At 62.8% G+C, this 26,111-nt stretch carries 24 protein-coding genes and 3 tRNA genes; 16 read left to right on the top strand and 11 right to left on the bottom strand.

Going from position 1 to position 26,111, the window contains the following annotated elements:
- Window positions 1-338 precede the first annotated feature (338 nt).
- From CKW25_RS23610 to CKW25_RS23540, 15 genes are all read left to right on the top strand, one after another.
- A complete protein-coding gene (locus CKW25_RS23610) occupies window positions 339-1,691 on the top strand; it encodes a UDP-glucose/GDP-mannose dehydrogenase family protein (protein ID WP_095083071.1) in 1,353 nt (450 codons plus the stop codon).
- Complete coding sequence (locus tag CKW25_RS23605; RefSeq protein WP_095083069.1) at window positions 1,688-2,770, top strand: NAD-dependent epimerase; 1,083 nt, start codon at window positions 1,688-1,690, stop codon at window positions 2,768-2,770. The genes CKW25_RS23610 and CKW25_RS23605 overlap by 4 nt, the downstream gene beginning before the upstream one ends.
- On the top strand, window positions 2,767-3,513 hold the full coding sequence (locus tag CKW25_RS23600; protein WP_095083067.1) for a sugar transferase: 747 nt from the start codon (window positions 2,767-2,769) through the stop codon (window positions 3,511-3,513). Before CKW25_RS23605 ends, CKW25_RS23600 begins: the two co-directional genes overlap by 4 nt.
- Before the next feature lies 1 nt (window position 3,514).
- Window positions 3,515-4,159, top strand: coding sequence for a CpsD/CapB family tyrosine-protein kinase (locus CKW25_RS23595; protein ID WP_095083065.1), 645 nt, complete (start codon window positions 3,515-3,517; stop codon window positions 4,157-4,159).
- 24 nt (window positions 4,160-4,183) lie between these two features.
- On the top strand, window positions 4,184-5,209 hold the full coding sequence (locus CKW25_RS23590; protein WP_095083063.1) for a polysaccharide biosynthesis/export family protein: 1,026 nt from the start codon (window positions 4,184-4,186) through the stop codon (window positions 5,207-5,209).
- 17 nt (window positions 5,210-5,226) lie between these two features.
- Window positions 5,227-6,819, top strand: a complete 1,593-nt coding sequence (locus CKW25_RS23585; RefSeq protein ID WP_095083062.1) for a Wzz/FepE/Etk N-terminal domain-containing protein — start codon at window positions 5,227-5,229, stop codon at window positions 6,817-6,819.
- On the top strand, window positions 6,816-7,904 hold the full coding sequence (locus CKW25_RS23580; RefSeq protein WP_172736622.1) for a glycosyltransferase family 4 protein: 1,089 nt from the start codon (window positions 6,816-6,818) through the stop codon (window positions 7,902-7,904). The genes CKW25_RS23585 and CKW25_RS23580 overlap by 4 nt, the downstream gene beginning before the upstream one ends.
- Window positions 7,901-9,271 (top strand): O-antigen ligase, encoded by a 1,371-nt coding sequence (locus CKW25_RS23575; RefSeq protein WP_095083060.1) that lies wholly within the window; start codon window positions 7,901-7,903, stop codon window positions 9,269-9,271. The genes CKW25_RS23580 and CKW25_RS23575 overlap by 4 nt, the downstream gene beginning before the upstream one ends.
- A complete protein-coding gene (locus CKW25_RS23570) occupies window positions 9,268-10,236 on the top strand; it encodes a glycosyltransferase family 2 protein (protein WP_095083058.1) in 969 nt (322 codons plus the stop codon). Before CKW25_RS23575 ends, CKW25_RS23570 begins: the two co-directional genes overlap by 4 nt.
- Window positions 10,229-11,365 (top strand): glycosyltransferase family 2 protein, encoded by a 1,137-nt coding sequence (locus CKW25_RS23565; RefSeq protein ID WP_095083055.1) that lies wholly within the window; start codon window positions 10,229-10,231, stop codon window positions 11,363-11,365. The genes CKW25_RS23570 and CKW25_RS23565 overlap by 8 nt, the downstream gene beginning before the upstream one ends.
- Before the next feature lie 12 nt (window positions 11,366-11,377).
- Window positions 11,378-12,388, top strand: a complete 1,011-nt coding sequence (locus CKW25_RS23560) for a polysaccharide deacetylase family protein (protein ID WP_095083053.1) — start codon at window positions 11,378-11,380, stop codon at window positions 12,386-12,388.
- Entirely contained in the window at window positions 12,385-13,689 is a 1,305-nt protein-coding gene (locus CKW25_RS23555) for a lipopolysaccharide biosynthesis protein (protein WP_095083051.1), read from the top strand. Before CKW25_RS23560 ends, CKW25_RS23555 begins: the two co-directional genes overlap by 4 nt.
- Complete coding sequence (locus CKW25_RS23550) at window positions 13,686-15,611, top strand: hypothetical protein (RefSeq protein ID WP_095083049.1); 1,926 nt, start codon at window positions 13,686-13,688, stop codon at window positions 15,609-15,611. Before CKW25_RS23555 ends, CKW25_RS23550 begins: the two co-directional genes overlap by 4 nt.
- 65 nt (window positions 15,612-15,676) lie before the next feature.
- The gene (locus tag CKW25_RS23545; RefSeq protein ID WP_095083046.1) at window positions 15,677-16,873 is read left to right on the top strand and encodes a GNAT family N-acetyltransferase; all 1,197 of its coding nucleotides are present in this window, start codon (window positions 15,677-15,679) and stop codon (window positions 16,871-16,873) included.
- Window positions 16,845-17,636 carry a carbohydrate deacetylase gene (locus CKW25_RS23540; RefSeq protein ID WP_095083044.1) on the top strand — a complete coding sequence of 264 codons (792 nt, stop codon included), beginning with the start codon at window positions 16,845-16,847 and terminating at the stop codon, window positions 17,634-17,636. The genes CKW25_RS23545 and CKW25_RS23540 overlap by 29 nt, the downstream gene beginning before the upstream one ends.
- A gap of 59 nt (window positions 17,637-17,695) precedes the next feature.
- Here CKW25_RS23540 and CKW25_RS26720 read toward each other — a convergent pair whose 3' ends face one another.
- Complete coding sequence (locus tag CKW25_RS26720) at window positions 17,696-17,854, bottom strand: hypothetical protein (RefSeq protein ID WP_172736620.1); 159 nt, start codon at window positions 17,852-17,854, stop codon at window positions 17,696-17,698.
- 154 nt (window positions 17,855-18,008) lie between these two features.
- Here CKW25_RS26720 and CKW25_RS26715 point away from each other — a divergent pair, with 154 nt between their 5' ends.
- Complete coding sequence (locus CKW25_RS26715) at window positions 18,009-18,179, top strand: hypothetical protein (RefSeq protein ID WP_172736616.1); 171 nt, start codon at window positions 18,009-18,011, stop codon at window positions 18,177-18,179.
- A gap of 125 nt (window positions 18,180-18,304) precedes the next feature.
- On the opposite strand, the gene CKW25_RS23535 is transcribed toward CKW25_RS26715, so the two are convergent.
- The 10 genes from CKW25_RS23535 to accD form a co-directional block, all read right to left on the bottom strand.
- Window positions 18,305-18,381, bottom strand: a tRNA-Asp gene (locus CKW25_RS23535).
- Window positions 18,382-18,474: 93 nt separating this feature from the next.
- A tRNA-Asp gene (locus tag CKW25_RS23530) sits at window positions 18,475-18,551 on the bottom strand.
- Between the two features lie 54 nt (window positions 18,552-18,605).
- Window positions 18,606-18,681 (bottom strand) — tRNA-Val (locus tag CKW25_RS23525).
- A gap of 182 nt (window positions 18,682-18,863) precedes the next feature.
- A complete protein-coding gene (locus CKW25_RS23520) occupies window positions 18,864-19,640 on the bottom strand; it encodes an SDR family oxidoreductase (RefSeq protein ID WP_095083042.1) in 777 nt (258 codons plus the stop codon).
- Window positions 19,637-20,848 carry an O-succinylhomoserine sulfhydrylase gene (locus CKW25_RS23515; RefSeq protein WP_095083040.1) on the bottom strand — a complete coding sequence of 404 codons (1,212 nt, stop codon included), beginning with the start codon at window positions 20,846-20,848 and terminating at the stop codon, window positions 19,637-19,639. The genes CKW25_RS23520 and CKW25_RS23515 overlap by 4 nt, the downstream gene beginning before the upstream one ends.
- An 80-nt stretch (window positions 20,849-20,928) precedes the next feature.
- On the bottom strand, window positions 20,929-22,434 hold the full coding sequence (gene purF, locus CKW25_RS23510) for an amidophosphoribosyltransferase (protein ID WP_095083038.1): 1,506 nt from the start codon (window positions 22,432-22,434) through the stop codon (window positions 20,929-20,931).
- Between the two features lie 41 nt (window positions 22,435-22,475).
- Window positions 22,476-23,036 carry a CvpA family protein gene (locus CKW25_RS23505; RefSeq protein ID WP_095083036.1) on the bottom strand — a complete coding sequence of 187 codons (561 nt, stop codon included), beginning with the start codon at window positions 23,034-23,036 and terminating at the stop codon, window positions 22,476-22,478.
- A 98-nt stretch (window positions 23,037-23,134) separates the two neighbouring features.
- Window positions 23,135-23,785, bottom strand: coding sequence for an SPOR domain-containing protein (locus tag CKW25_RS23500; protein WP_095083035.1), 651 nt, complete (start codon window positions 23,783-23,785; stop codon window positions 23,135-23,137).
- On the bottom strand, window positions 23,769-25,076 hold the full coding sequence (gene folC, locus CKW25_RS23495; protein ID WP_095083033.1) for a bifunctional tetrahydrofolate synthase/dihydrofolate synthase: 1,308 nt from the start codon (window positions 25,074-25,076) through the stop codon (window positions 23,769-23,771). The genes CKW25_RS23500 and folC overlap by 17 nt, the downstream gene beginning before the upstream one ends.
- The gene (gene accD / locus CKW25_RS23490) at window positions 25,073-25,993 is read right to left on the bottom strand and encodes an acetyl-CoA carboxylase, carboxyltransferase subunit beta (protein ID WP_095083030.1); all 921 of its coding nucleotides are present in this window, start codon (window positions 25,991-25,993) and stop codon (window positions 25,073-25,075) included. The genes folC and accD overlap by 4 nt, the downstream gene beginning before the upstream one ends.
- Between the last annotated feature and the right edge of the window lie 118 nt (window positions 25,994-26,111).

Raw genomic sequence — 26,111 nt, 5'->3', positions numbered from 1 at the left:
TTTTTGACAACGTTACAGCGCATGAAAAACGTAATAAATGTCATTTGATCGACAAAACGTCAAAAAAAAGTTGGTTCATTTCTGACACACATCCTTCTCCCCACCCCTTGTAATACAAGGCATGCGACCGTTTATCGCATTCTTGATTCGCCGTCTGAATGCTCAAAAACTGACCAAAGCCAGTGCTTTGAGGCACTTGATAGCAGATCGCCCGAATACTGACCGTTTTTCAACATGAACAGCGTGTCAGTTTGCTGGCACGGTTTCCCCGCACTCGTCTATACCCCTTCTAACAGTCTCATTTGAGTTACATCCACCGTTTCATGAGGCACGCCAGTATGGACGTGAGCGTATTTGGTACGGGTTACGTCGGCCTGATTCAAGCGGCTGCACTGGCGGATGTCGGTCATCGGGTGTTATGCGTCGACATAGACCCGGGCAAGATCCGTCAACTGCAACAAGCTGTCCCACCCATCAGCGAACCGGGCCTGGGCTCGGCGCTGGAGGAAAACATCAAGGCCGGACGCCTGCTGTTCAGCACCCAGGCCAGCGATGCCGTCGAGCATGGCGAACTGATCTTTATTGCGGTGGGCACCCCTGCCGATGAAGACGGATCCGCTGACATCAGCCATGTACTGAGCGTCGCCCGGCAGATTGCCAACGCCATGGAAGCCAATCGCACCCTGATCATCAAGTCCACCGTTCCGGTCGGCACTGCCGACAAGGTCATGGCCTGTGCCGAGGAAGAACTGGCGCGGCGCGGCAAGCCATACTTGAGCGTGCGAGTGGTCTCGAACCCGGAATTTCTCAAGGAAGGCAGCGCCCTGGCCGATTGCATGCGCCCGGACCGGATCATCATCGGCACGGCTGACGAAGAAGCCCGCGCCCAGTTGACCGAACTCTATGCGCCGTTCTGCCGCAACCGGGAAAAACTGATGTTCATGGACAGCCGCAGCGCCGAGCTGACCAAATACGCGGCCAATGCCATGCTCGCCACGCGCATCAGTTTCATGAACGAACTGGCCAACCTCACCGAACAGTTGGGCGCCGACATCGAGGCCGTGCGCCGGGGCATCGGCTCGGATCCACGTATCGGCTATCACTTCATTTACCCTGGCTGCGGTTTTGGCGGCTCATGCCTGCCCAAGGACCTGCGCGCCCTGCTGCACACCGCCGAGCACAACGGCATGCCGCTGCGCCTGTTGCGCAGCGTTACCGAGGTCAACGACGACCAGCGCCACATCCTCTTGCGCAAGCTCAAGCCTTACTTTCCGGCAGGGCTGGCCGGAAAAAAGATCGCCCTCTGGGGCCTGGCCTTCAAACCCAACACCGACGACATGCGCGAAGCGCCCAGCCGCTACCTGATGGAGTCACTGTGGCAAGAAGGCGCCACGGTGCATGCGTTTGACCCGGAGTCGATGTCCGAATGCCGGCGCCTCTATGGGTATCGCGATGACCTGCACCTGTGTGCCACCCGCGACGACACCCTGGAAGACGCCGACGCCCTGGTGATTTGCACCGAGTGGAAGAATTTCCGCGTGGTCGACTTCGAAATGCTCGCCAGCAAACTGCGCGCAAAAGTCGTGATCGACGGGCGCAACCTCTACAACCCGCAGCAAGCCGCGGATGCAGGCCTGCACTATCGCGGCATCGGCCTGCGGCATGTCATGCCCGAAGGCCCGGCCGTATGAAAATCCTGGTCACCGGTGCAGCCGGCTTCATTGGCGCTCATTGTGTGTTGCGGCTGTTGCGCGACGGCCATGAAGTCATCGGCCTGGACAACTTCAACGACTACTACGACCCGGCGCTCAAGCACGCCCGGGTACGCTGGGTTCATCAACAGGTGGGGGACTTCGCCTTGCTGCGGGCCGACCTGACGGACAGCGATGCCCTGGCCGCACTGTTCACCCGCGAGCAACCCAGGGTCGTGATTCACCTGGCCGCCCAGGCCGGGGTGCGTTACTCCCTGGATAATCCAAAAGCCTACCTGGACAGCAACCTCAGCGGCTTCCTGAACATTCTCGAGAACTGCCGGCACCATCCGGTGAAGCACCTGATCTACGCCTCCTCCAGTTCGGTCTACGGGGCCAACCAGCACACGCCCTATTCCACCCATGACAGCGTCAACCACCCGCTGTCCCTGTATGCGGCCACGAAAAAAGCCAACGAGCTGATGGCCCACAGTTACAGCCACCTGTTTGGCATTCCCTGCACCGGGTTGCGCTTCTTTACCGTGTACGGCCCCTGGGGACGTCCGGACATGTCGCCCATCCGCTTTGCCCAGGCGATCGTCCAGGGGCGGCCGCTGAAGCTATTCAACCATGGCCGGCACCAGCGCGATTTCACCTACATCGACGACATTGTCGAGAGCATTGCGCGCCTGCTGGAGCGTGCCCCCCGGGTGGCCATCGACTGGGACCGTGAGCACCCGGACCCTTCGAGCAGCATGGCGCCCTGGAAAATCTATAACGTCGGCGGCGAGCGCCCGGTCGAGCTCAAGGACTATCTGGCGCTGCTGGAAAAACACCTGGGATGCCAGGCCAACGTCGACCTGCTGCCCCTGCAACCCGGTGATGTCCTGAACACCTTTGCCGATGTCGGTGAACTGGAACACGACATCGACTTTCACCCGCAGATCACACTCGATGAAGGGCTCAGGCGTTTCGTGGCCTGGTTCCGTGAGTATTACGTGCTGCCCGTCATCCCAACGTCGCTCGCTGGCAATGCTTCATGCCCGGACGAGCCCTCGCCAATACGGAGGCGTTTATGACGGGGCATGAACAAGACGTGCCGGTACAAACGATGCGTCGTGACAAGCGCCTCGATCCCGCGCAGCGCATGCGCCTGGATTCAGCGATCCACATGCAGGGTCGTGGCTGGATGACCGGCCGTGACGGCGGGCGCCCCTGGACCCTGTCGCGAACCAACCGGGTCGTCGCCGCACTGGGCGCGCTGGTCCTGCTGGTGCTGCTGTCGCCGCTGTTGCTGGCCCTGGCCCTGGCCATCCGGTTGAGCAGCCCGGGGCCGGTGCTGTTTGTCCAGAAACGCACCGGCTACCGCGGGCGCCTGTTCGGCATGTACAAGTTCCGCACCATGGTCGCCAACGCCGAGGACCTCAAGGAGTCGCTGCGCCACCTGAACAAGCACGGTGCCGATGCCATCGACTTCAAGATCGACAAGGACCCGAGGATCACCGCAATTGGCAGGTTTCTCAGACGCAGCAGCCTCGACGAGTTGCCCAACCTGATCAATGTACTCAAGGGCGACATGCGCCTGGTCGGCCCCAGGCCTACCTCGTTCAACGCCTATCGCTACAAGGACAGTCACCTCGCGCGCCTGAGCATTTACCCTGGCATGACCGGCCTGTGGCAGATCTCCGGACGCAGCAACATCGATTTCGATCAACGGGTCGAACTCGACCTGAGCTACATCGCCAACCAGAGTCTGCTGCTGGATCTGAAGATCCTGCTCAAGACACCCTTCAAAGTTTTCAGTGGCCACGGAGCAAGTTGAGATGGACGGTTCAACCAAAAGCTTGACCATCGCCAATCCGAGCGAATCCAACCTGACCTCGACCGTACTCGACCAGGACCTGCGCGTCCTGTTCCTGACGGCCGCCAACAGCGGCGACGGAACCAGCAGCAGTGCCCTAGTGCTGGCCCGGCAACTGGCGGAAATGAGCAGCGGCCAAGTGCTGCTGGTCGATGCCAGCCAGTCCGCCAACAACCTGAGCCAGCAGTTGGGGCTGCACAAGGAGCGAGGTTTTCGCGACCTGGTGTTCAACCACGACAGCGCGCCACCGCTGCACGATTGCGTCACGCAGTTGACGGGTCTGCCGTTCCTGGTGCTGCCCAACGGCCACCATCGACGCGGTGCCGAGCACCTCACACCCGAGCAGCTACGCCCCCTGCTCAAGCAACTGGCCGAGCAGTACCGGTTTGTGGTGATCGACGGCGACCCGGTGTATTCGGCCACCGACACCCTGGTCATCAGCACCCTGGTGGACGGCGTGGTGCTGGTGGTGCGTGCCGAGGACACCCGCTGGGAAGTCGCACAAGCGGCCGGCCAGCGCCTGACCCAGGCCGGGGCAAAGCTGGTCGGCAGCATCTTCAACGGCCGCAAGTACTACATGCCCAAATGGCTCTACAACAACCTGTAAAGACAGCAGCCAAAGGATGACCTCATGAACGCGAAATGGCTTGCCCTGCTGTTGCTGCCTCTAGCAGGTTGCTCCAGCCACACCGAAACCCAGAGCATGCCGGTGCAGATCCTCACCGCCGCACCGGCCAACGCCCAGGCCACCGATATGCCCAAGGTCGAACAGACCCTGCGCCCGGGCGACAAACTGGACGTGATCTTCCACGTCAGCACCTCAGGCTCATCGGCCTACCGTATTCAATCCGGTGACCAGATCGGCCTGAATTTCACCGCCGCCAGCCAGCTCAACGGCAGCCAACTGGTATTGCCGGACGGCACCATTGCGCTGCCGGGCGCCAACACCTCGGTGAAAATCGAGGGGCTGACCAGCGAGCAGGCACGCGATGAAATCCAGCGTGCCTATCAACGCAAGATGCTGTTCCAGCCCAACCGCAACCAGTTGACCGTGCAGGTGATCAGCCCGCTGAGCAACGAGAACAACCTCAAAAGCACGCTGAACCACCCGGTCACCGGTATGAGCCGGGAAATCATCGTGGGCAACGACGGTTACGCGAGCTTTCCGGAAGTCGGTGCCGTGCCCCTGCAAGGGATGAGCGTCAGCCAGCTGGAAACCTTCCTGAACACGCGCTATGCGCAGTTGCCGGGACGGATGACCGTCGACGTGATGCTCAAGTCCACCCAGGGCAACGAAGTGTTCGTGCTCGGTGAAGTCGGCCAACCGGGTGCCTACCCGGTCCGGCGGCCGATCTCGGTGCTCGAGGCCCTGACCCTGGCGCGTGGCGCCAACGCCAAGGCCCGTCTGGATTCGGTGGTGATCATGCGGCGCAACGGCAATCAGGTCGAAGCCCGCCACTATGACGTCGACGCGGCCCTGTCCGGCGACGCCACGCAGATCGCCTACCTGCAACCGGACGACATGCTCTTCGTGCCCAAGACCAAACTGGCCAGCGCCGGTGAACTGGCGCGGCAACTGGCGGATGTCGTGCTCTTCCAGGGCGTGGGCATGAGCTTCAGTTATCGCTTGGACGACAAAGACAGTGACAGTGACTAACGCTCAGGTGACCGGCCATGAATCCAAAAGAAAACTACCTGCATGAGTTCTTCAGGATCTTTTTCGCCAACAAACAGTTGGTCAAACGAGTCTTCCTGATCTTTGCAGTGATCGCCCTGCTACTGCCGCTGGTGCTCAAACAGAGCTTCGATATCACCGCGCAAGTGATCGTGCAGTCCAAGAAACTGTCCCAGGGGGATGCCACCACCTCCCTGACCCAGGAAAATGCGACCTTCGTCCCGCCGACCCTGTCGGACATGGAAACCGAGGCCAACATCCTGCGTTCACCCGCGCTGATTCGCCAGACCATCAGCCAGCTGCGCGACAAGGGTGAGTACAACCCGACCCCGGGCCTGCTCGCCAGAGTGGTGACCGACCCGCTGCGCAACCTGCTGATCAACCCGCTGCGCGAGTACGTGATCAACCCGGCGCGCCAGCTGTTCGGGCTGGAAGTCGACCCGGTGCGCGATACGACCCTGGACGGGCTGACGCAAGAGGCCATCGACAAGCTGAAGGTCGAAACCCTGCCTGGCTCCAATGTGATCTCGATCATCTACAGTTTTGGCGACCCCAAGCAGGGCACCGACTTCGTGGCGCAACTGCTGCAGAACTACCTGCAAAACCGTCAGGAACTGCAATCGATCGACTTGCCACAAACGTTCTATGAAACCAAGAAACTGCAATACCAGACCCGCCTCGACGGCCTGGAAGGTACGCGGCTGGGGCTGCTGGAGCGCGTCGGTTCGTCCGATCCCAAGGAGGAAATCACCTTCCGCCTGAATGCCATCAACACGGAAGAACAGGCACTGAACCTGTACCGCGACCGCCTGCTGGAAAACCAACGCTGGCTCGACTACCTGAAGGCCAACCTGGGTAACGCCGGCAACGCCAGGTTCAGCGATTACACCTTCCCCTACACCTTCACCACCACCGTGGACAAGGTGGCGTTCGAGGACCGGGAAATCAAACAGCTCGGCGAACAGCTGACGATTCTGGTCACGCGCTACAACAACGACCTGGCAGTGTTCCAGCCTGGCAGTGAACCGATGCTGCTGACCCGCGAACAAATTACCCGCGGCCGCCAGCAGTTCCTGAAAGTGGTCGGCAACCGGATTCAGGAGCGGACCAACGACCTGGCGGTCATCAGTTCGGTGATCGACCAGAAAATCGCGCGCATTGCCGAGTACAAGGAGCGTATCCACCAGTTGCAGGAAACCCAGAGCAAGCTGCGGCAGATGGACACCGAAATCAACGCCCTGCATACCGCGTTCTCCACCTACGCCCAGCGCTTTGCCGAAAGCAGTACCGCGCGCCTGCTCGACAACGACCTGTCGAACGCACGGGTCCTGAGCCCACCGTTCGAACCCACCGAGGCGGCATTTCCAAAACCGTTGCTGATTATTCCGTTCGGCCTGTTCACCGGGCTGCTGCTGGCGATCGCCCTGGTCTATGTCCGTGAGTTCTTCGACCATCGCTTCAAACACCCGGCGCAAATCAGCCGCGAACTGGGCTTGCCGGTTCTGCTGGTGATCAACGACCAGAAAGCGTTGCCGAACAATCCGCACCCGAACTGGACCGTCCCCAGCTTCCTGCACTGGATGCGCAATTGAACGGGCAGACCGCTCCTGCGCTGCCGATCATTCATCTGCTCGGCAGCGGCGGGTTCTACGGTGCCGAGCGGATGTTGCTGGACCATTGCCTGGCAACGCCCGGCCAGCACCAGGTGCTGTTCCTCGATGCGCCGCCCGAACTCATCGCCCGGTTTCGCGCCGCCGGGGTCGATTGCCGTGCCTGCGCGGGACTGGGTGAATTGATCCGGCACCTGCGCCAACGGCGCGACGAACGTCCGCTGATCAACACCCACAACTTCAAGGGCCTGGTGTTGGGCTGGGTCGCCGCGACCTTGCTGCGCCTGCCGCTGGTGACTACCCAGCACGGCTTCACCCCGCGCAGCCGCAAACAGAAGTTCTACACCTGGCTCAGCCTGCAACTGTGCCGCACGGCGTCGGTGGACCGGGTGGTCTGCGTGGCCGAGAGCATTGCGGTGCTGTGCCGGCATGCCAGTGTCCGGGCGGACAAGCTCCAGGTGATTCCCAACGGTTTGCCGGCGGCCAATGCCCTGCCCCAACGCAGCGCCGATCAACAGCGCTGGCTGGCCGGCTACGTCGGACGCTTGAGCTACGAGAAAGGCCCGGACCTGTTCCTCGATGCCTTGATCCCGCTGTGCCAGCAGTATCCGCAGTTGCATGCGGTGATGCTCGGTGACGGCCCGGAACGACCCGCCCTGGTGGCACGCATCGACGCTGCCGGCTTGCGGGAACGCATTACGCTGCCGGGCTACCAGACCGAGATGGGCCCCTGGTGGACGCAGTTCGATGCACTGGTCATCAGCTCGCGCACCGAAGGCACACCCATGATTCTGCTGGAGGCCATGCAGGCCGGAGTACCGGTGGTAGCGTTCGGGGTCGGTGGCATTCCCGATGTGCTCGAAGACCGGCACAACGGGTTGCTCGCCGCACCTGCCGACAGCCCGGCGCTGGCGCGACAATTGGAAACCCTGCTCAACGAACCGCTATTGGCTCGCGCGCTGACGGAAAACGCCCGCCGCACCCAACTCGACCGCTACGACCTGCGGGCCCTCGCCGAGCGCTGGTCGCAGTTGTATATCCGCACTGCACAGGAGGCTCGCGCATGATCATCCCTCTGTCGCTGGTCAGCCTTTTGGGGCTGGCCTCTCTGGTGCTGCTGGCCAGTCCCTGGCCGTACCTGGCCCCCGGCGCCGTGCTGGGTATCGTTGGCGTGGCGGTGTTGTATCGCCGGCCGGCCTGGGGCTTGCTGGGGATCGTGGCAATGGTTCCGCTTGAAGGTCTGTTCAAGGACAGCACCCCGACCGGGGCAAAACTCCTGGGCGCATCCCTGGCGCTGGTCCTGTGCCTGCAACTGGCGGTGCACCAGATTCCGTCCGAGCGCTTGCGCAGCAACCTGTGGCGCTTTCTGATCGGGTTCATGGTGCTGTACTTCCTGAGCATGCTGCTGACCGATAACCTGGACCTGTCCCTGATGAACCTGCGTGAAATCAGCGTCGGCCTGGTGCTGTTCGTGATCACCCTGCTGATCGGCCGCGAGATGAACATGATGATGTTTTGTCGACTGGCGACCCTCAGCGTGTCGCTGACGTGCGCCCTGGCGATGTTCTCCATCAAGTATCAGGCACAGGGGCGCGCCGCTGGCCTGCTGGTCGACCCGAACACCTTTGCCCTGCTGATCGCTTTCGCCGTCCCCTTGGCGTCGTTGTTGCTGCTCAAGAGTCCCGGCCTGTGGCAACGCTTGCTCTGGGGCGGTTGCTGCCTGTTGTTGTTGGGCGGCATGACCAAGACCGAGTCCCGTTCCGGGTTTGTGGTGTTGCTCATCACCCTGCTCATCGGCCTGTACCACTACCGTGCCCAGTTACCACGCATTCGTCCGCGTCACCTGGGGTTTGCCATGCTCGGCGCGGCGATCGTGATTCCGCTGGCCATCTACGCCATGCCGGCCGGATACCTGGCGCGCATCCAGTCGCTGAGCATTCTGAGCTCCGGTGCCAGTACCCACCGTGACGAGTCGTTGGGGCGTCGCGCTTCGTACATTGTGGTCGGCAGCAAGATGATCCAGGAAAACCCGTTGCTGGGCTCGGGCCCGGGTACCTTCCCGCTGCACTACTCGGTCACCGGCTACGCCAAGGCATTCTCGATCAAGGGCAGCGCCGACGAGTTGTACCGTCGTGCCCACAACACCTACCTGGAAACGTTCAGTGAGCTGGGTATTCCGGCCGGGTTGCTGTTTGTCGGTCTGCTCGGCACGGGCCTGTTCAACCTGCAGCGCGCCCGCGCAGCCTGGCTCAAGCGCCATGAGTGGGAACAGGCCGACCTGGTCACGCACCTGGCCATGAGCCTGTTGTCGCTGATGCTGTTTTTGCTGTTCCTCAGCGCCGCGAACCAGAAATACCTGTGGATCATGCTGGCGATGTCCTGGGTGCTGCGCCTGAAGGCCGAACAAAGCCCCTTGCCGGAGCGCCAGGCATGAGCCGCATCAGCATTGTCATTCCGATGTTCAACGAGGCGCGACACATTGCGCGGACCTTGCAGTCGGCCCGTTTGGCGGCGAAATCGGCGGGGCTTGAGTGCGAGCTGATTGTGGTCGACAACGGCTCCCATGATCAGGGACCGCAGATCGCCCGTAACCTGGGTGCTCACGTGTCGAGCCATCCCGGCCTGCACATCGGCGCCTTGCGCAATCGCGGCGCAGCGCTGGCCAGCGGCGAATGGCTGGCGTTTATCGATGCCGACATCGAAATGCCGACCAACTGGCTGACCTTGCTGACGGGGCTGGAACTGGCCGGGCAGGCCGACGTGCTGGCACTGGATCTGCACACCCCACTCCAGGCGCCGTGGTTTGCCCACGCCTGGCAACGCCGCACCCTGCGCCCGACCACCCAGGCGATGCACCCGGTGCAATGGCTGCCCTCGGCCAACCTGCTGATGCGCCGCGAACGCTTTGTGGCCATCGGCGGCTTCAACGAAAGCCTGCGTACCGGAGAGGACAAGGACCTGACCTTGCGCCTGAGCGGAACGGGGGCGCGACTGTTGTCGGTCAATGAAAGTGTCGCCCTGCATTGGGGCTACGAAGGCAGTTGGCGCGAATGGATGGGCAAGGAACTGTGGCGCCAGGGCAGTCACCTGCAACTGCTGCGCAGCCAGGGCGTGAGCTTGCGCCTGCTGCGTTTCCCACTGCTGTCGCTCGTCGCCTGGGCGCTGGACTTCATGGCCCTTTCGGCCTTGTTCAAGGGCCTGCCCCACCTGGCGTTGCTGCTGCTGTTTGTCACCAGCCTGCCCGCGCTGCTACTGAGCCTGCGGCAAAGCCTGAAACACCGCGACCCGAGGTTGACCCTGCAACTGTGGGGGCTGCACTGGGTACGCTTGCACCTGGCCGGCGCGGCCTGTGTGCTCAGCCTGTGTCATTGGAGCGCCAGGAGGCCGGCCCGTGGCTGAATTCCTGTTCTGGTTGTGCCTGTTGCTGCCGGTCTACGCCTACCTCGGCTACCCGCTGCTGTTGACCGTGCTCTCGCCGCTGTTCGCCCCTCGGCACCATGGCAACGCCGAGCCGCTGAATGTCAGTGTGATCATTGCCGCCCACAACGAAGCCCGGCACATCGAAGCGAAACTGCGCAGCGTGCTGGCCCAGGATTATCAGGCGCTGACGCTGCAGGTCATTCTCGCCAGCGACGGCTCGACCGACGACACCGTGGCTTGTGCGCAACGGGTGAACGACCCGCGCCTGCGCGTGCTCGACCTGCCCCGCCAGGGCAAGGCCGCGACCCTGAACAGCGCCGTCGCCCACAGTGCAGGGGACATCCTGGTCTTCACCGATGCCGACAACCAATGGTCCCATGACACCCTCGGGCATCTGCTGGCGGCGCTGAGCGACCCGGATGTCGGGGCCTGTGCCGGGCACATGATCATCCCTAACCCCGGCAAGGGCCTGAGCCTGGGCGACAGCCTGTATCGGCATTACGAAGGCTGGTTGCGGCGGGTGGAAAACCGCACCGGCTGCATGGTCTCCGCCGATGGTGCGTTGCTGGCGCTGCGCCGCGCACTGTTCCAGCCCATACCGGCCGAGGTCAATGACGACTTCTTTGTCAGCACCTGCGCCCCCGTGGCCTTCAAACGGATTATCTACGTGCCCGAAGCGGTGGTGCTCGACCAGGGCGTGGACGAGGCCGACAAGCAGTTTCGCCGCCGGCAACGGGTAACGGTCGGCGGCCTGCAAAGCCTGGCCCAGCGCCGCGAGTTGCTCAATCCCCTGACCCACGGCCTGTATGCCCTGGCGTTGATCAGCCACAAACTGATTCGCCGGCTGGCACCGATCCTGCTGCTGCCGCTGCTGCTGAGTAACTTCTGGCTGTGGGACGAACACCCCTTCTATCGCCTGACACTGATCACCCAACTCCTCGGCTACAGCGTGGCGGTCGCCGGCTTGCTGGATGTGCACCACCGTTTGCCCAGGCCCTTTCGCCTCGCAGCCTTCGTGCTGGTGACCCTGGCCGGGATGAGCCTCGGTGTGTGGCAGTTCCTGCGTGGCCAGCGGTATCGCCAATGGAACCCCGGGCAAAATCGCTGAGAGAGTACCCCCATGCCCATCAAGCAACTGATCAAGCGTACCGGTGGCTGGCTGTACCTCAACTCGCCCCTGGGCCGTCGGCAACTGCGCGGTGCCGGCGTCATCCTGATGCTGCACCGGGTACTGGCCGACGACGCGGCGGCGACACTGCCGCACCGCAATGAGTTGTGTGTCGGCCCCCAGGCCTTCGATCACCTGCTCGGTTGGCTCAAGCGGCACTTCGACTGCGTGCCGCTGATGTCGCTGCTGCAGCCCGACGCCGGCCTGCGCCGGTCAGCCCGGCCACGGGTGGCGCTGACCTTTGACGACGGCTGGCGTGACAACGCGCTCAATGCCTTCCCAGTGCTGCAACAGCATCAGGTACCGGCGAGCATTTTCCTGTCCACGGACTTTATCGGCAGTCGCCAGCGCTTCTGGTGGGAAAGCCTGGGGGAAACCCTGTGGGGCAGTCACGGTGACGTTGCGCGCCAGGACTTGATCGATCACCTGCAACTGTCGGGTCATACGGTGCCCGAAAACCTGCTCGGCGAGGCCGACGAACAGCGCCGTAGCCTGGCCCTGGCGCATTACCTGCAAACGCTCAAGCGCTTGTCGCCGGACACCCTCAGCCAGCTTGCCGGGACCTGCCCCGAGGATGCATTGCCCCAGGCGCTGGATTGGCATCAGGTGCGCACCCTGGAGAACTCCGGACTGATCAGCTTTGGTCCCCACGGTGCCAGCCATGCCATCCTCACCGGGCTGGACGACCAGCGCCTGGAACTGGAACTGCGGCGCAGCCGCGACGCCCTGGACAACGGCTGCCTGCAGCCGCTGCCGGTGTACTGCTACCCCAACGGCGACCACGACCAGCGGGTGCGCCAGCAGTTGGCGGCGCACCGTTACCCCTTTGCACTGGGCACCGGTGCCGGCCTTTACCGGGGCACTGGCGACCCCCTGGCCCTGCCGCGATTCGGCGTCAGCCAGCGCAACGCCAGCCGTCCGGAACTGCTGGCCTGGCGTATCAGCCAAGGGGCCCGCGCATGACCCTGAACCAGTACCTCAAGCACCTGGCGCTGAGCACGGGCACCACGCTGTTGATGATCGCCCTGCGCTTGCTGCGCAACGTGCTGCTGGCGCGCATCCTCGGTCCCAGCGAACGGGGCCTGTTCGCCTTGCTCAGTACCCTGCCCGACCTGATCAGCGCCGCCACCAGCGGCGGCCTGAATTCGGCCGTCGGGTTTCAGGCGGCAAAACAACGCCCCATGGGGTTGCTGCTCAGCCAGGTGCTGGTGTTCGGCTGCCTGCTGGCAACGATGCTGACCCTGCTGGTGGTGGCGCTGACACGCGAATTCGGCACTGAACTGGACATCACCCGCCAACTGGGCCTGCTGGCCTGGTTGTTGCTGATGGTCGTGCCGTTGTCCGTGCTCAAGAGCGGCTTGCTGACCCTGCACAATGCCTCCGGCGGCGTGGTCGCCTTCAACGTCTTGCGGCTGATCGAGTCCCTGACCCCGTTGCTGCTGTTTCTTGCCTTGTTCTGGATGTGGAAGAGCGCGGCGCTGGAGGCGGCACTGATCAGTTGGCTCGCGGGCATCTGCCTGGTGGTCGCCGTGGGCTGGTACTGGCTCAAGCGCGATCACCCGCTGCGCCTGCAATGGGATCGCGCGGGGCAGAATGAACTGCTGCGCTACAGCGCCAGAAGCCATCCCGACCTGCTGTTTCAGCAGGTGATCCTGCGCTCCGATTACCTGCTGATCGGCGCTTTGCTGGGTAGCACCGCGCTGGGTGAATACGCCATGGCCACCGCCGCTGGCGAACTGCTGTTTATCGTACCGGAAGCGGTGACCACACCGTTGATGAAGCGCCTGTTGCAGCAGGAAGAAGGTATCGAGCGCCTGACCCCCCTGGCCTTGCGCCTGACCGCCACGGTGATGATCGCCGCCTGCGTGAGCATGGCACTGGTCGGCGAATGGCTGATCGTCACTCTGTTCGGAGAGGCCTACCAGCCGGCGTACCCGGCGCTGCTGGCCTTGCTGCCAGGCCTGCTTGGACTGTGTTACGTGAGCATCCTGCGCCTGGATCTGCTGGGCAAGAACCGGCCCGGCAGCATTTCGCTGGTGATGGGCCTCTGCGCCCTGTTCAACCTGGCGCTGAACCTGCTGCTGATTCCCGTCTATGGCATCGTCGGCGCCGCCGCGGCGTCCTCCGTTGCTTACCTGTCAGTGACCGTCGCCCTGCTGTGTCTGTACTGTCGCCTCAGCGGCGTGCCGGTGTGGCAAACCCTGATCATCCTGCCCAGCGATCTGGGACCGATGCGTCAACTGCTGATGCGTAAACCGGCATGAAGCACCTACTGCTAGTGTTCAGCCTCGGCCTGGGCCTGAGCGCGCAGGCCGCGCCCATGCGCTGGGGCGACATTCGTGACGCCAGCCTGTACCTGCAGGCCGGGCAGCCTGACACCCTGATCGTGAGTTGGGTCCCGGCCTGGCAAGCGGACGCCAACGAAGAGCAGCTGTACCTGCTTGACGGCCAGGGCAACCTCGCGGGCGAACGGCACATCAAGGCCAGTGAAACCCGGGGCAGCCAGCGCTGGGCCCTGGCGCCGAGTGCCTCCAGCTATCGACTGGAGATTCCCGGCTACAGCTTTCGCAACTACCGGATCGAGCATGATGAACACACCGTCGCGCTGCTGGCCCCGGCCAAGGTTCACTTCAGCGCCGAAACCCGGGATGGCGACGAGCTGTATTTCAAGGTCGCGCCCGGCGAACGGGCGATCCTGGCCGGCAAATTCCATGGCGGTGTCAGGGCACTGCAAGCAGAGCGACTGGGCGATGGCAAAACGCTGAGCCTGGCGCTCAAGCCCTATCGCGACTATTGGCAATTCGATCAGGTGGCGCTGCCAGTCGCCAGTGCCGAACAGGTCTGGCGGTTGCGCCTGCAAGGCAGTGGCAAAGCCGCATTCTGGCTCGACGGCACCACCAATCTGTTCGCGCAAGACCCGCAGCAACTCCAGCCCGTGCGTGAAGACGCCGGCCAGACCCGGCTCACCCTGCATGCCGGGACCGTCGGTCGAACCCCGGACCTGGGCCTCGCCCTGCCCTACGCTCTGCCGCCACCGGACAGCCACCCGTTGTTCGATGCGCTCAGGCCGCGCGCTGGCAGCTACTACAGCCTTGTCGACCTGACCGCAAAAAGGCCGCAGTACGAGGATCCATTCCGCCGCTTTTACCAGGAGCGCCTGGGCATTACCCACGACATCACCCTGCTTGCCGGCACACAACGGGTCGCCGACCTGCGCGCCGATGCGGTCAGCAACGCCGGCCTTGACGCCTGGCTCGCCGGGACACGCGCCTTGGGGGGCAAAGGCCTGCACTACATCGCCTTTGCCGATGAGCCGAACCTTAACTACCCGGACTTTGCCCACTATCAAGCGGTCTTCGACAGCATGGCGCGTCAGGTGCAAAGCAACCCCGCCAACTTCCAGGCCGGCGTGCGCATCGCCATGCCGGCCAGTTCGCGGCTGATCAACGGCCCCTTTGCCGACAATGCCGCCGAACGCCGTGGCATTGACTGGGCGCGGCGCCTGCTGCAGGCCTCAGGCGAGCGGATCGACGCCCTGGCCTGGCACGAATGGATGATCCGCGACCTGCTGGCCACCCGTGTCTACCGCGACGGCGTGCGACGCGCCGCCGAACTCGTGGGCCTCGATCAACAAGGCCGGCCCCGCAAGGCGCTGCTGCTGGACCAGACCAACATGTCCAGCGGTTCGAGCTTGAGCCCCTACGACCAGGAGACCCATTTCGCTTCGCTGTGGTGGGCCTCGGTGGCCATCAATTCGGCCCAGGACGGCCTGCTCGACATGCTCAACTGGTTCCAGATCGATGACGAAGGCGACCACCGCAAGGGCATGTTGCGCGTGCTGGAGGGCAATCGCTTCGAGCTCAAGCCGGTGGGCTACGCCCAGCAATTCATCGCGCGCTACTGGCTCAAGGACGTGGTGCGCCTGGACAATGACGCGTTCGAGGTTGACGTGCTGGCCATGGCCAGCGATCGACAACGCAGCGTGCTGGGCGTCAACAAGACCACACGCCTGCAGCACGTCACCTTGCAGGGCATCGCCGCCTCATGCCCGTTGCAGCCTGGCGCACTGGTGTATTTTGGCGCCGACAGCCAGAGCCGGCCCGCCACGTTCAGCTGCGAGGACGGCCAGGTGAGGTTCGAGCTGCCCGGCGAAACGCTGTTTGCCTTGAGCTGGAACGCCTCATGAGCCCCTCCATCGAACCGGTTGCCGCCGCGCAACCTCGCCATCGCAGCACAGGGAGTTCAACCGTTATGGCGGTGCGATTGCAATGGTGCATGTCACTGTGCGCCCCTGACTTTCCGGAAGCCGCGTACGAAGCGCTACGCCAGCGCGTGCCGGACGCGACCCCCTTCAATACCCTGGCCTGGTTGCGCGCGGCCGAACACGCCCTGCAAGGCGGTACGACGTTGCAGGTCCTGCTGGGCTGGCAGGACGACCAACTGTGCCTGTGCCTGCCGCTGATCGCCTGCCGTGAACGTTTTGCCGGGTTGCCGTTTCGCGTCGTTCGCCACCTGGGTTACCCGCTGGCCGACCGGATCGCCCTGCTCGCCTGCCTGGACAGCGACAGCCTGCAACAGGGGCTAAGGGCGATCCGCCAGCATCTGCCCCACGCCGTGTTGCAACTCAATGAGTTGCCGCAGGCCCCGGATCAGCCTGGCACACTGACACCCTGGATGCCGCTAAGCTCTACCGGCGAATGGCGCCTCAGTTGTCGAGTGCCGGTGCACCTGATCAGCGACAGTGACCGTCAGGAAGTCTCGGGCGATCAGCGCTACAAACTGCGTCGGGCGCGCAAACGCATCGCGGCCTGCGGTGCGCAGATCAAACGCCTGGCCCCGGACGCGCTGACCATCGGCCCCTTGCTGCAAGCGATCAGCGAGGTCGAGGCGGTCAGCTGGAAAGGTGACGAAGGCGTCGGAATATTTTCCGGTGCGCACCATCGACAATGGATGAACGAAGCGTTCACCCGCCTCGCCGCCCTTGGCCTGGTCCGGGTCGTGGTACTGGAACTCGACGGGCGTTGCATCAGCTACCGTCTCGGGCTGCTGGAACAAGGCCGGCTGTATGACTACAACCTGGCGTTCCTGCCACAACATGCGGACCTGGGCAGTGGCCGAGTACTGCTTGAGGAATGGATTCGCTGGGGTCTGGACGAAGGCTGGCAGTGGATCGATGCCTCGCGCGTGAGCCTGACCAACTCCGGGCATCAACTGCATGAACGCATGACCGGGCAACTCGAACACTGGCGCTGGAGTTTCTATTCGTGGCGCCCCAGTGGTCTATTCCTGGGCCTGGGCCTGCGGCTTTGGCAACACCTCAAACCGCGCCTGCACGCCTGGCGCGCCTGGCGGGCGGCTACCGGCAAGCCGGGCGGCGCGAAAAACCCTGTGGTCGGTACACACCCCAAGGAGGGCGAACATGCCTCGTCAAGTCATCGTCAACGCTGACGATTTCGGCCTCAGCCCGAACGAGAATGCGATCATCCTGCAGGCCTTCCAGGCCGGGGTGATCAGCTCCGCCACCGCCATGGCCAACATGCCCGCGTTCCACGCCGCTTGCCAGCTGGCGCAACAACCGCTGCTCAAGGGCCGCGTCGGCCTGCACTTCAACCTCACCTATGGCCGTCCCTTGAGCGAGGCGATCGCCCGCCAGCCAACCTTCTGCAGCGCCGCTGGCGAGTTCGACCTGAACCTTGCACGCCACCGCTTGTGGCTCGGCCGCAAACAGCGTGAAGCGGTGTTGCAGGAGCTTGAGGCCCAGTGGCAACACTGCCTGGACAACGACCTGCAACCCAGCCATCTGGATTCCCATCAACACGTTCACAACATCTGGCCGATCGGCGAGATCGTCGCGCGATTTGCCGCCCGCCAAGGGGTCCCGGTTCGGCTGGCGCGCAATCTGGGGCATAACCTCAGCCTGCCCAAACGGGTGTTCAAACATCTGCTCAACCAACGCTTGCGCCGCCTCGCCAACGCGACGGCGGACTATGTGTGTACCCCGGTGGACCTACGCAACGCAGCGCCCCCCACGGACGGACTGCTGGAGATCATCGCCCACCCCACCCAGCTCGACAGCGACTTTGGCGACGCCTACCTGCGTGCGGACGAGTCGTTGAGCCGGCTACTGGACCTTCGACTGCCAGGTATCCCGCGCGTGGCCTACAGCGTACTGCTACACCGCCCATCCTCTGCGGCGACCGCCCTGGAATGACCCAGACAGCACACTGCCCCTGGCGGTTGACCAAGGGCAGTGGGCAAAACGCAATGGATTCAGGGCTTCAGTGGCCGTTCCTCGTCGAGGTCCGACAGGCTTTTTCCATCATCCGGGTGTTTCCAGGTTTGCGGTGGCGGATTCTCTTGCGGGGCGGCCTCATCCGGCCGCTCCTCGTCGCCATCGTCGTCATGTTCATGCTGCTTTTCAGTGGCCATGGACCCTCCTCCTGAGTGGAATGTGTTCCTTTGAGAATAGAACAAGGTCCGTGCATCGCCGGGGACTTGCCGACTGATGACCATGGCAGCATGCAGGAAATGGGTCGCCCCCGATATTTGTTGGTCTTCATGAGCAAAATGACGGTACGTGCCGATGCAAGGGCCTGTCACCCTCGGGAATATCTGGGAACGCTATGTGTTCTTCCACTGGGAACTGCTGTGGATGGAGCATGACCTGGCCACCGACAACCACATCGGGCATATGTACCTGGATTCAGATCGGGAGAGGATCATGCGCCGACGAGTCCGGGCACAGGAAAAGTGAAATGCCAGAAACAAAAAACCCCGATCTTTCGACCAGGGTCTTTGCTATCGACTCGAAGTAGACACTGGCGTTACCAGCGGCTTTCTTCGTAGCTCCAAGGCGTTCAGTGGGCCTTGAGGCAGATATGGCGCAGCGGACGGGACTCGAACCCGCGACCCCCGGCGTGACAGGCCGGTATTCTAACCGACTGAACTACCGCTGCGTATCGCTTTGGACTTGCGTCCAGTTAAACCGTCTGATTGCAAAGCCTTGAGGCTTTTCAATCTCGAACCAGGAAAACCTGATCCGGAAAATATGGCGCAGCGGACGGGACTCGAACCCGCGACCCCCGGCGTGACAGGCCGGTATTCTAACCGACTGAACTACCGCTGCGCGTCGGTGGAGGCTTTTCAGCTTCCCTCCTGCTTTCGCAGGAGTCTCAAGAAGTGGTGGGTGATGACGGGATCGAACCGCCGACATTCTGCTTGTAAGGCAGACGCTCTCCCAGCTGAGCTAATCACCCGTTTGCTTCTCCGAGGCCGCGAAATTTACGCAGATACCGAAGCTAAGTCAATAGCAGGATTGAAGTTTTTTTAAAAACAACTGAAAGAGGCAGGTAACAAGCCGCCAGTGAAAAGCCGTGACGCGCCAGCGGATACTGCACTGACCTGCTTTTACTGGCAGCTTGTCGCTATATGCAGCCTCTCACTGCTCGTAAATCATCTTCTTGGTCATGCCACCGTCGACCACAAACTCCTGGCCCGTGACGAACCCGGCATTCCTGGACAGCAACCAGGCCACCATCGCCGCAACGTCTTCGACCGTCCCTACCCTGCCCGCCGGATGCTGGGCGTGATCGGCGTCACTCAGCGGCTCGGCACGCCGGGCAGCAGGGTCACGGGCATCGATCCAGCCCGGACTGACCGCATTGACCCGAATCTCCGGCCCCAGGCTGATGGCCAGCGCGTGAGTCAGGGCCAGCAAGCCACCCTTGCTCGCCGCGTAGGCTTCGGTGTCCGGCTCCGACTGCCCCGCGCGGGTCGAGGCCAGGTTGACGATGGAACCGCCGTGAGCCCGCAGATAGGGCGCACAGTGCTTGGCCAGCAGCATCGGCCCACTGAGGTTGACCGCCAGCACCCGGTTCCAGTACCCCAGGTCAAGGCTTTCCAGGGTGATGTTGCGAGGGTCGGCGACCGCCGCGTTGCACACCAGTGCATCGAGACGACCGAATTGCCCAAGCACCTCGGCAACGCCCAGGGTCACTTGCTGCTCATCGGACACATCCATGGCGATGAACCACGCGTGTTCACCCAGCACCTTGGCCACCCTGGAGCCCCGCTCACGATCGAGATCGCTCAGCACCACCTGCCAGCCTTCGCTGATCAACCAGGCGGCAATCCCCAGGCCGATACCCCGTGCCGCACCCGTGACCAGGGCGACCCGGCCGTTGGTAGCACCGCCAGACGTGGACAACTCGATCACAAGGCAGCCAGCCCGCGCGCCAGATCCGCTTGCAGGTCGGCCACGTCTTCCAGGCCGACCGCGATCCGGATCAAGCTGTCGCGAATACCGGCAGCCTCACGCTCCTGCGGCGCCAGGCGCCCATGGGAGGTGGTGCTCGGGTGGGTGATGGTGGTCTTGCTGTCACCCAGGTTGGCAGTGATGGAAATCAGCCGGGTCGCATCGATAAAGCGCCAGGCGCCCTCTTTGCCACCCTTGACTTCAAAACTCACCACCGCCCCAAAGCCTTTTTGCTGGCGCAGCGCCAGTTCGTGCTGTGGATGACTCTTGAGGCCGGCGTAGTGAACCTTCTCGATGCCGTCCTGCTGCTCCAGCCACTCAGCCAGTTGCTGGGCATTGGCACAATGCGCCTTCATGCGCAGGCTCAGGGTTTCCAGGCCCTTGAGGAAGATCCAGGCGTTGAACGGGCTCAGGGTCGGGCCCGCGGTACGCAGGAAGCCGACGATTTCTTTCATCTGCTCGCTCCGACCCGCCACCACGCCACCCATGCAACGGCCCTGACCGTCGATGAACTTGGTGGCCGAATGCACCACCACGTCCGCGCCGAGCTTCAGGGGTTGCTGCAAGGCAGGCGTACAGAAGCAGTTGTCGACCACCAGCATCGCGCCCTTGCCATGGGCCACTTCAGACAGCGCGGCGATATCCACCAACTCGGCCAACGGGTTGGACGGCGACTCGACGAACAGCAATTTGGTGTTGGCCTTGATCGCGGCATCCCAGCCGGACAGGTCCGCCAGCGGCACGTAATCGACTTCGATGCCAAAACGCTTGAAGTACTTTTCGAACAGGCTGATGGTCGAGCCAAATACGCTGCGCGACACCAGTACATGGTCGCCGGCACTGCACAGGCTCATCACCACGGCGAGGATCGCCGCCATGCCGGTGGCCGTCGCCACGGCCTGCTCCGCGCCTTCCAGAGCAGCAATGCGCTCTTCGAACGCGCGCACGGTCGGGTTGGTGTAGCGCGAGTAAACGTTGCCTGGCACTTCGCCCGCGAAACGCGCCGCCGCATCGGCCGCGGTACGGAACACATAGCTTGAAGTGAAGAACATCGGATCACCGTGTTCGCCTTCGGGCGTGCGGTGCTGGCCGGCGCGTACGGCCAGGGTATCGAACGCTACGCCATCGAGGTCGCTGTCCAGCCGACCGGCATCCCAATCCTGACTCATGCTGTCACTCCTTGCCCCGTTCTTGATAGATAAACAGTCTTTGATAGATACAAAACCGGCCCCTCAGGGCCGGTGGAAACTCAATTGTTGTACAGATCGATGATCGCACTGACAGCCTGCGTCTTGACCTTGGAGGCATCGTTACGTGCCTGCTCGATCTTGTTCAGGTAAGCCTCGTCAACGTCGCCGGTGACGTACTTGCCGTCGAACACGGCGCAATCGAAGTGCTCGATCTTGATCTTGCCACCACCGACCGCTTCGATCAGGTCAGGCAGGTCCTGATAGATCAGCCAGTCGGCGCCGATCAGGTCAGCCACGTCCTGGGTCGAACGATTGTGGGCGATCAGCTCATGGGCGCTCGGCATGTCGATGCCGTAAACGTTCGGGTAACGCACGGCAGGGGCTGCGGAGCAGAAGTAGACGTTCTTGGCGCCGGCTTCGCGCGCCATCTGGATGATCTGCTTGCAGGTCGTACCGCGCACGATCGAGTCGTCCACCAGCATGACGTTCTTGCCGCGGAATTCCAGCTCGATGGCATTGAGTTTCTGGCGTACGGATTTTTTCCGTGCGGCCTGGCCCGGCATGATGAAGGTCCGGCCGATGTAGCGGTTCTTGACGAAACCTTCGCGGAACTTCACGCCCAGGTGGTTGGCCAGTTCCAGTGCCGCGGTACGGCTGGTATCGGGAATCGGGATAACCACGTCGATGTCGTGATCCGGACGCTCGCGCAGGATCTTCTCGGCCAGTTTCTCACCCATGCGCAGGCGAGCCTTGTAGACCGATACGCCGTCGATGATCGAGTCCGGACGCGCCAGGTAAACGTGCTCGAAGATGCACGGGGTCAGGGACGGATTGGTCGCACACTGACGGGTGTGCAGCTTGCCGTCTTCAGTGATGTAGACCGCTTCGCCCGGGGCCAGGTCGCGAATCAGGGTGAAGCCCAGCACGTCCAGGGACACGCTTTCGGAGGCGATCATGTACTCCACGCCTTCGTCGGTGTGACGCTGGCCGAAGACAATCGGGCGGATGCCGTGCGGGTCGCGGAAACCGACGATGCCGTAGCCGGTGACCATCGCCACGACGGCATAACCACCGACGCAACGGTTGTGCACGTCGGTAACGGCGGCGAATACGTCTTCTTCGGTCGGCTGCAACTTGCCACGCTGGGCCAGTTCGTGAGCGAACACGTTAAGCAGCACTTCCGAGTCGGAGTTGGTGTTGACGTGGCGCAGGTCAGATTCGTAAATCTCCTTGGCCAGCTGTTCAACGTTGGTCAGGTTACCGTTGTGCGCCAGGGTGATGCCGTAAGGCGAGTTGACGTAAAACGGTTGAGCTTCGGCCGAAGTCGAGCTGCCAGCGGTCGGATAGCGCACATGGCCAATGCCCATGTGGCCGACGAGGCGCTGCATATGACGCTGATGAAACACGTCACGTACCAGGCCATTGTCCTTGCGCAGGAATAACCGGCCATCATGGCTGGTCACGATACCGGCAGCGTCCTGGCCGCGGTGCTGGAGGACGGTTAGCGCGTCATACAGCGCCTGATTGACGTTCGACTTACCGACGATACCGACGATGCCACACATGCGACGCAACCCCTACTTAATGAAACTGAACTGAACACGACTCACTGCGGCGTTTTGGCCGTCGGCAAGAGGTGCTCCTTGAACGGTATGTCAGCGGGTACGCTGATACCGCTGGCCAGCCACTGACTGCTCCACCCTAATATGAGGTTTTTGGACCAGTCTGCAACCAATAGAAATTGTGGCACGAGCCTCGACTCCTGCCACCATGAATCCTGCTGTACCGGCCCCAGGCTCAACAGCCCGACGGCGGTGACCACCAGCAATGCGCCACGCGCCGCGCCGAAGGCCATGCCCAGGAAGCGATCGGTCCCGGAGAGGCCGGTGACGCGAATCAGTTCGCCGATAAGATAATTGACCATGGCGCCAACCACCAGGGTGGCGACAAACAGAATGGCGCAGCCCGCGATCACGCGGGCCGACGGTGTTTCGATATAACCGACGAGGTACTCGGACAGTGAGCCACCAAACATCCAGGCTACGGCTCCTGCGATGATCCAGGTCACCAGCGACAGTGCTTCTTTTACGAAGCCGCGGCTCAGACTGATCAAAGCGGAGATGGCGATTGTTGCAACGATCGCCCAGTCAACCCAGGTAAATGGCACAGTGCAGCCTACAGACGGATAAGGCGGCGCATTTTAGCAGAGCCCATGGCTGCCGGTAAGCTGCGATTTTCAGTGGATTTCAAATTGAGGCGATCGCCTTAGCCGCGCTCAGGCTGGAAACGCACCACAAACCCCTTGAGATTATGCTGGCGACCCAGCAGGTCACGCAGGCGATCGGCTTCAGCGCGCTCGACCAACGGCCCGACAAACACCCGATTCTTGCCGTCAGCCGTACGGATGTACGCGTTGTAGCCCTGGCTACGCAGGGTTTTCTGCAAGCTTTCGGCGCTCTCACGACTCGACAGGCTGGCCAGTTGTACCGACCAGCTGACCGACAGGCCATTGGCATCGACCCGAGGCTGGGTCGCGGCAGGCTTGCTTGCCGTCGCGGTGACAGGCGCAGGAGCCGACTTGGGCGCAGGCGCTACCGGCTTGGCGGCAACGGGGGGTGGCGCAATCGGCGCACTGGGCACCGGCGCCGTCGTCGGCGTGGCAGGTGCTTGCTCCATGGCTATTTCAGCATCGCTCGGCACCGGCTCCTGGGGCAGCGCCTGCGGCTCCGGAACCACCACCGGCTCGACCTGGACCTGTGGCAGGGTAGGTGCCTGTGGCGCAGCCGGGGCCTCTACCACCACCTGACGCTGCTCGTCCTCCCGGGAAAACAGCATCGGCAGGAAAATCACTGCCAGGGCCACCAGCACCAGGGCCCCGACCATCCGCTGCTTGTACGCGTTATCCAGCAAAGCCATCTGCAGCCTCCTCCGTGGAGCGCCGGGCCAGCCACTCGAGGGCCTCGGCAACACAATAAAATGATCCGAACAGCAGGATTTCGTCTTCTGCCGTCGCTTGCGCGCTTTGCCCCTCCAGGGCATCCGCCACGCTGGCATAGGATGTTACCGCAGCCCCGAGGTTCTGCAACGCAACCTGCAAATCCGCAACCGGACGCGCGCGAGGCGAATCTAGAGGGGCCACCGCCCAATGCTGGACACTAGCACTCAATTGGCCAACCACACCATCGAGATCCTTGTCGGCCAGCAACCCGAAGACGGCCAGGCGTCGACCCGCCACCGGACGAGCGGCCAGGCGCTGCGCCAGGTACTCGGCCGCATGGGGGTTATGCCCTACGTCCAGCATCAGGTTCAGACGCTTGCCATGCCAGCTGAACTGGCGACGATCCAGGCGCCCGACGACTGTCGTGGCCTGCAACGCCGCGACTATTTGCCCGGGAACCCAAGGCAAGCCCGACAGCGCACAAGCCTGCAACGCCAGCGCGGCGTTTTCCATGGGCAGGTCGAGCAAGGGCAGGTCGTGCAACTCGATCTCCCGACCTTGCCCGTCGACACCCCGCCACTGCCAGCCGTGATCGGTCACGCCCAGGTCGAATTCACGACCACGCAGCAAGAACCGGCAATTAAGCTCGCGCGCCTTGTCCAGCAAGGGTTGGGGAGGATTGAGATCGCCACACAGCGCCGGTGCGCCCTGACGGAAGATCCCGGCCTTTTCGAAGGCCACGGATTCGCGGGTATTGCCCAGGTAATCCGCATGGTCGACGCCGATACTGGTGACCAGCGCGATGTCGGCATCCACCAGGTTGACCGTATCCAGGCGCCCGCCAAGACCGACCTCAAGCACCACCGCATCCAGGCCCGACTGCTGGAACAGCCAGAACGCCGCCAGGGTACCCATTTCGAAATAGGTCAGGGATATCTCGCCGCGACCGGCCTCGACCGCCACGAAGGCTTCGCACAGCTGTTCGTCAGTGGCCTGGACGCCATTGATCTGCACCCGCTCGTTGTAATGCAGCAGGTGCGGGGAGTTGTAGACACCAACGCTCAAGCCCTGCGCGCGCAGCAATGACGCGACGAACGCACAGGTAGAACCCTTGCCGTTGGTGCCGGTGACCGTGATCACCCGAGGCGCTGGCTTGCCCAATCCCATCCGGGACGCTACCTCTTGCGAGCGCGCAAGCCCCATGTCGATGGCTGACGGATGCAACTGCTCAAGGTAGGCGAGCCACTCGCCAAGGGTACGCTCGGTCATAGGTTGGCAGGCACCGGCGGAACCACCACGGTCTCGACAGGCGCCGCCACGAACTCAGGCGTCGGCAGTCCCATCAGTTGTGCCAGCAGGTTACCCAGGCGCGGACGCAGTTCGTGGCGCGCGATGATCATGTCGATCGCACCATGCTCCAGCAGGAATTCGCTGCGCTGGAAGCCTTCCGGCAGTTTTTCACGCACGGTCTGCTCGATAACACGCGGACCGGCGAAGCCGATCAGGGCCTTTGGCTCACCGACAATCACGTCGCCGAGCATCGCCAGGCTGGCGGAAACACCGCCGTAGACCGGGTCGGTCAGCACCGAGATGAACGGAATGCCTTCTTCGCGCAAACGCGCCAGCACCGCGGAGGTCTTGGCCATCTGCATCAGGGAGATCAGCGCTTCCTGCATCCGCGCACCGCCGGAAGCGGCGAAGCAGATCATCGGGCAACGGTTTTCCAGGGCGTAGTTGGCCGCACGTACGAAACGCTCGCCAACGATGGCGCCCATCGAACCACCCATGAAGGAAAACTCGAACGCCGACACCACCACCGGCATGCCCAGCAGGGTGCCGCTCATGGAAATCAGGGCGTCCTTTTCACCGGTCTGCTTCTGGGCAGCGGTCAGGCGGTCCTTGTACTTCTTGCCGTCACGGAATTTCAGACGGTCAACCGGCTCCAGGTCGGCACCCAGTTCGGCACGGCCTTCGGCGTCGAGGAAGATGTCGATCCGCGCACGTGCGCCGATGCGCATGTGGTGGTTGCACTTGGGGCAAACGTCCAGGGTCTTTTCCAGCTCCGGACGATACAGCACCGCCTCGCAGGACGGGCACTTGTGCCACAGACCTTCAGGCACCGAGCTCTTCTTGACCTCGGAACGCATGATCGAAGGGATCAGTTTGTCTACCAACCAGTTGCTCATGCTTTCTTTCTCCAGTACCGGCGGCCCGAACGCTTTGGTTCGCGGCCCCGCGTATGCCCTTGAGCTAAATTCATGTGTGCGGCGATGATCGGTTCGCTGCCGCGGTCGGCACAGGGCC

The sequence above is a fragment of the Pseudomonas sp. Irchel s3h17 genome (assembly GCF_900187505.1).
Taxonomy (GTDB): Bacteria; Pseudomonadota; Gammaproteobacteria; order Pseudomonadales; family Pseudomonadaceae; genus Aquipseudomonas.
The sequence above is the reverse complement of the archived record's forward strand: the minus strand, read 5'-3'. Positions and strand labels throughout refer to the sequence as shown.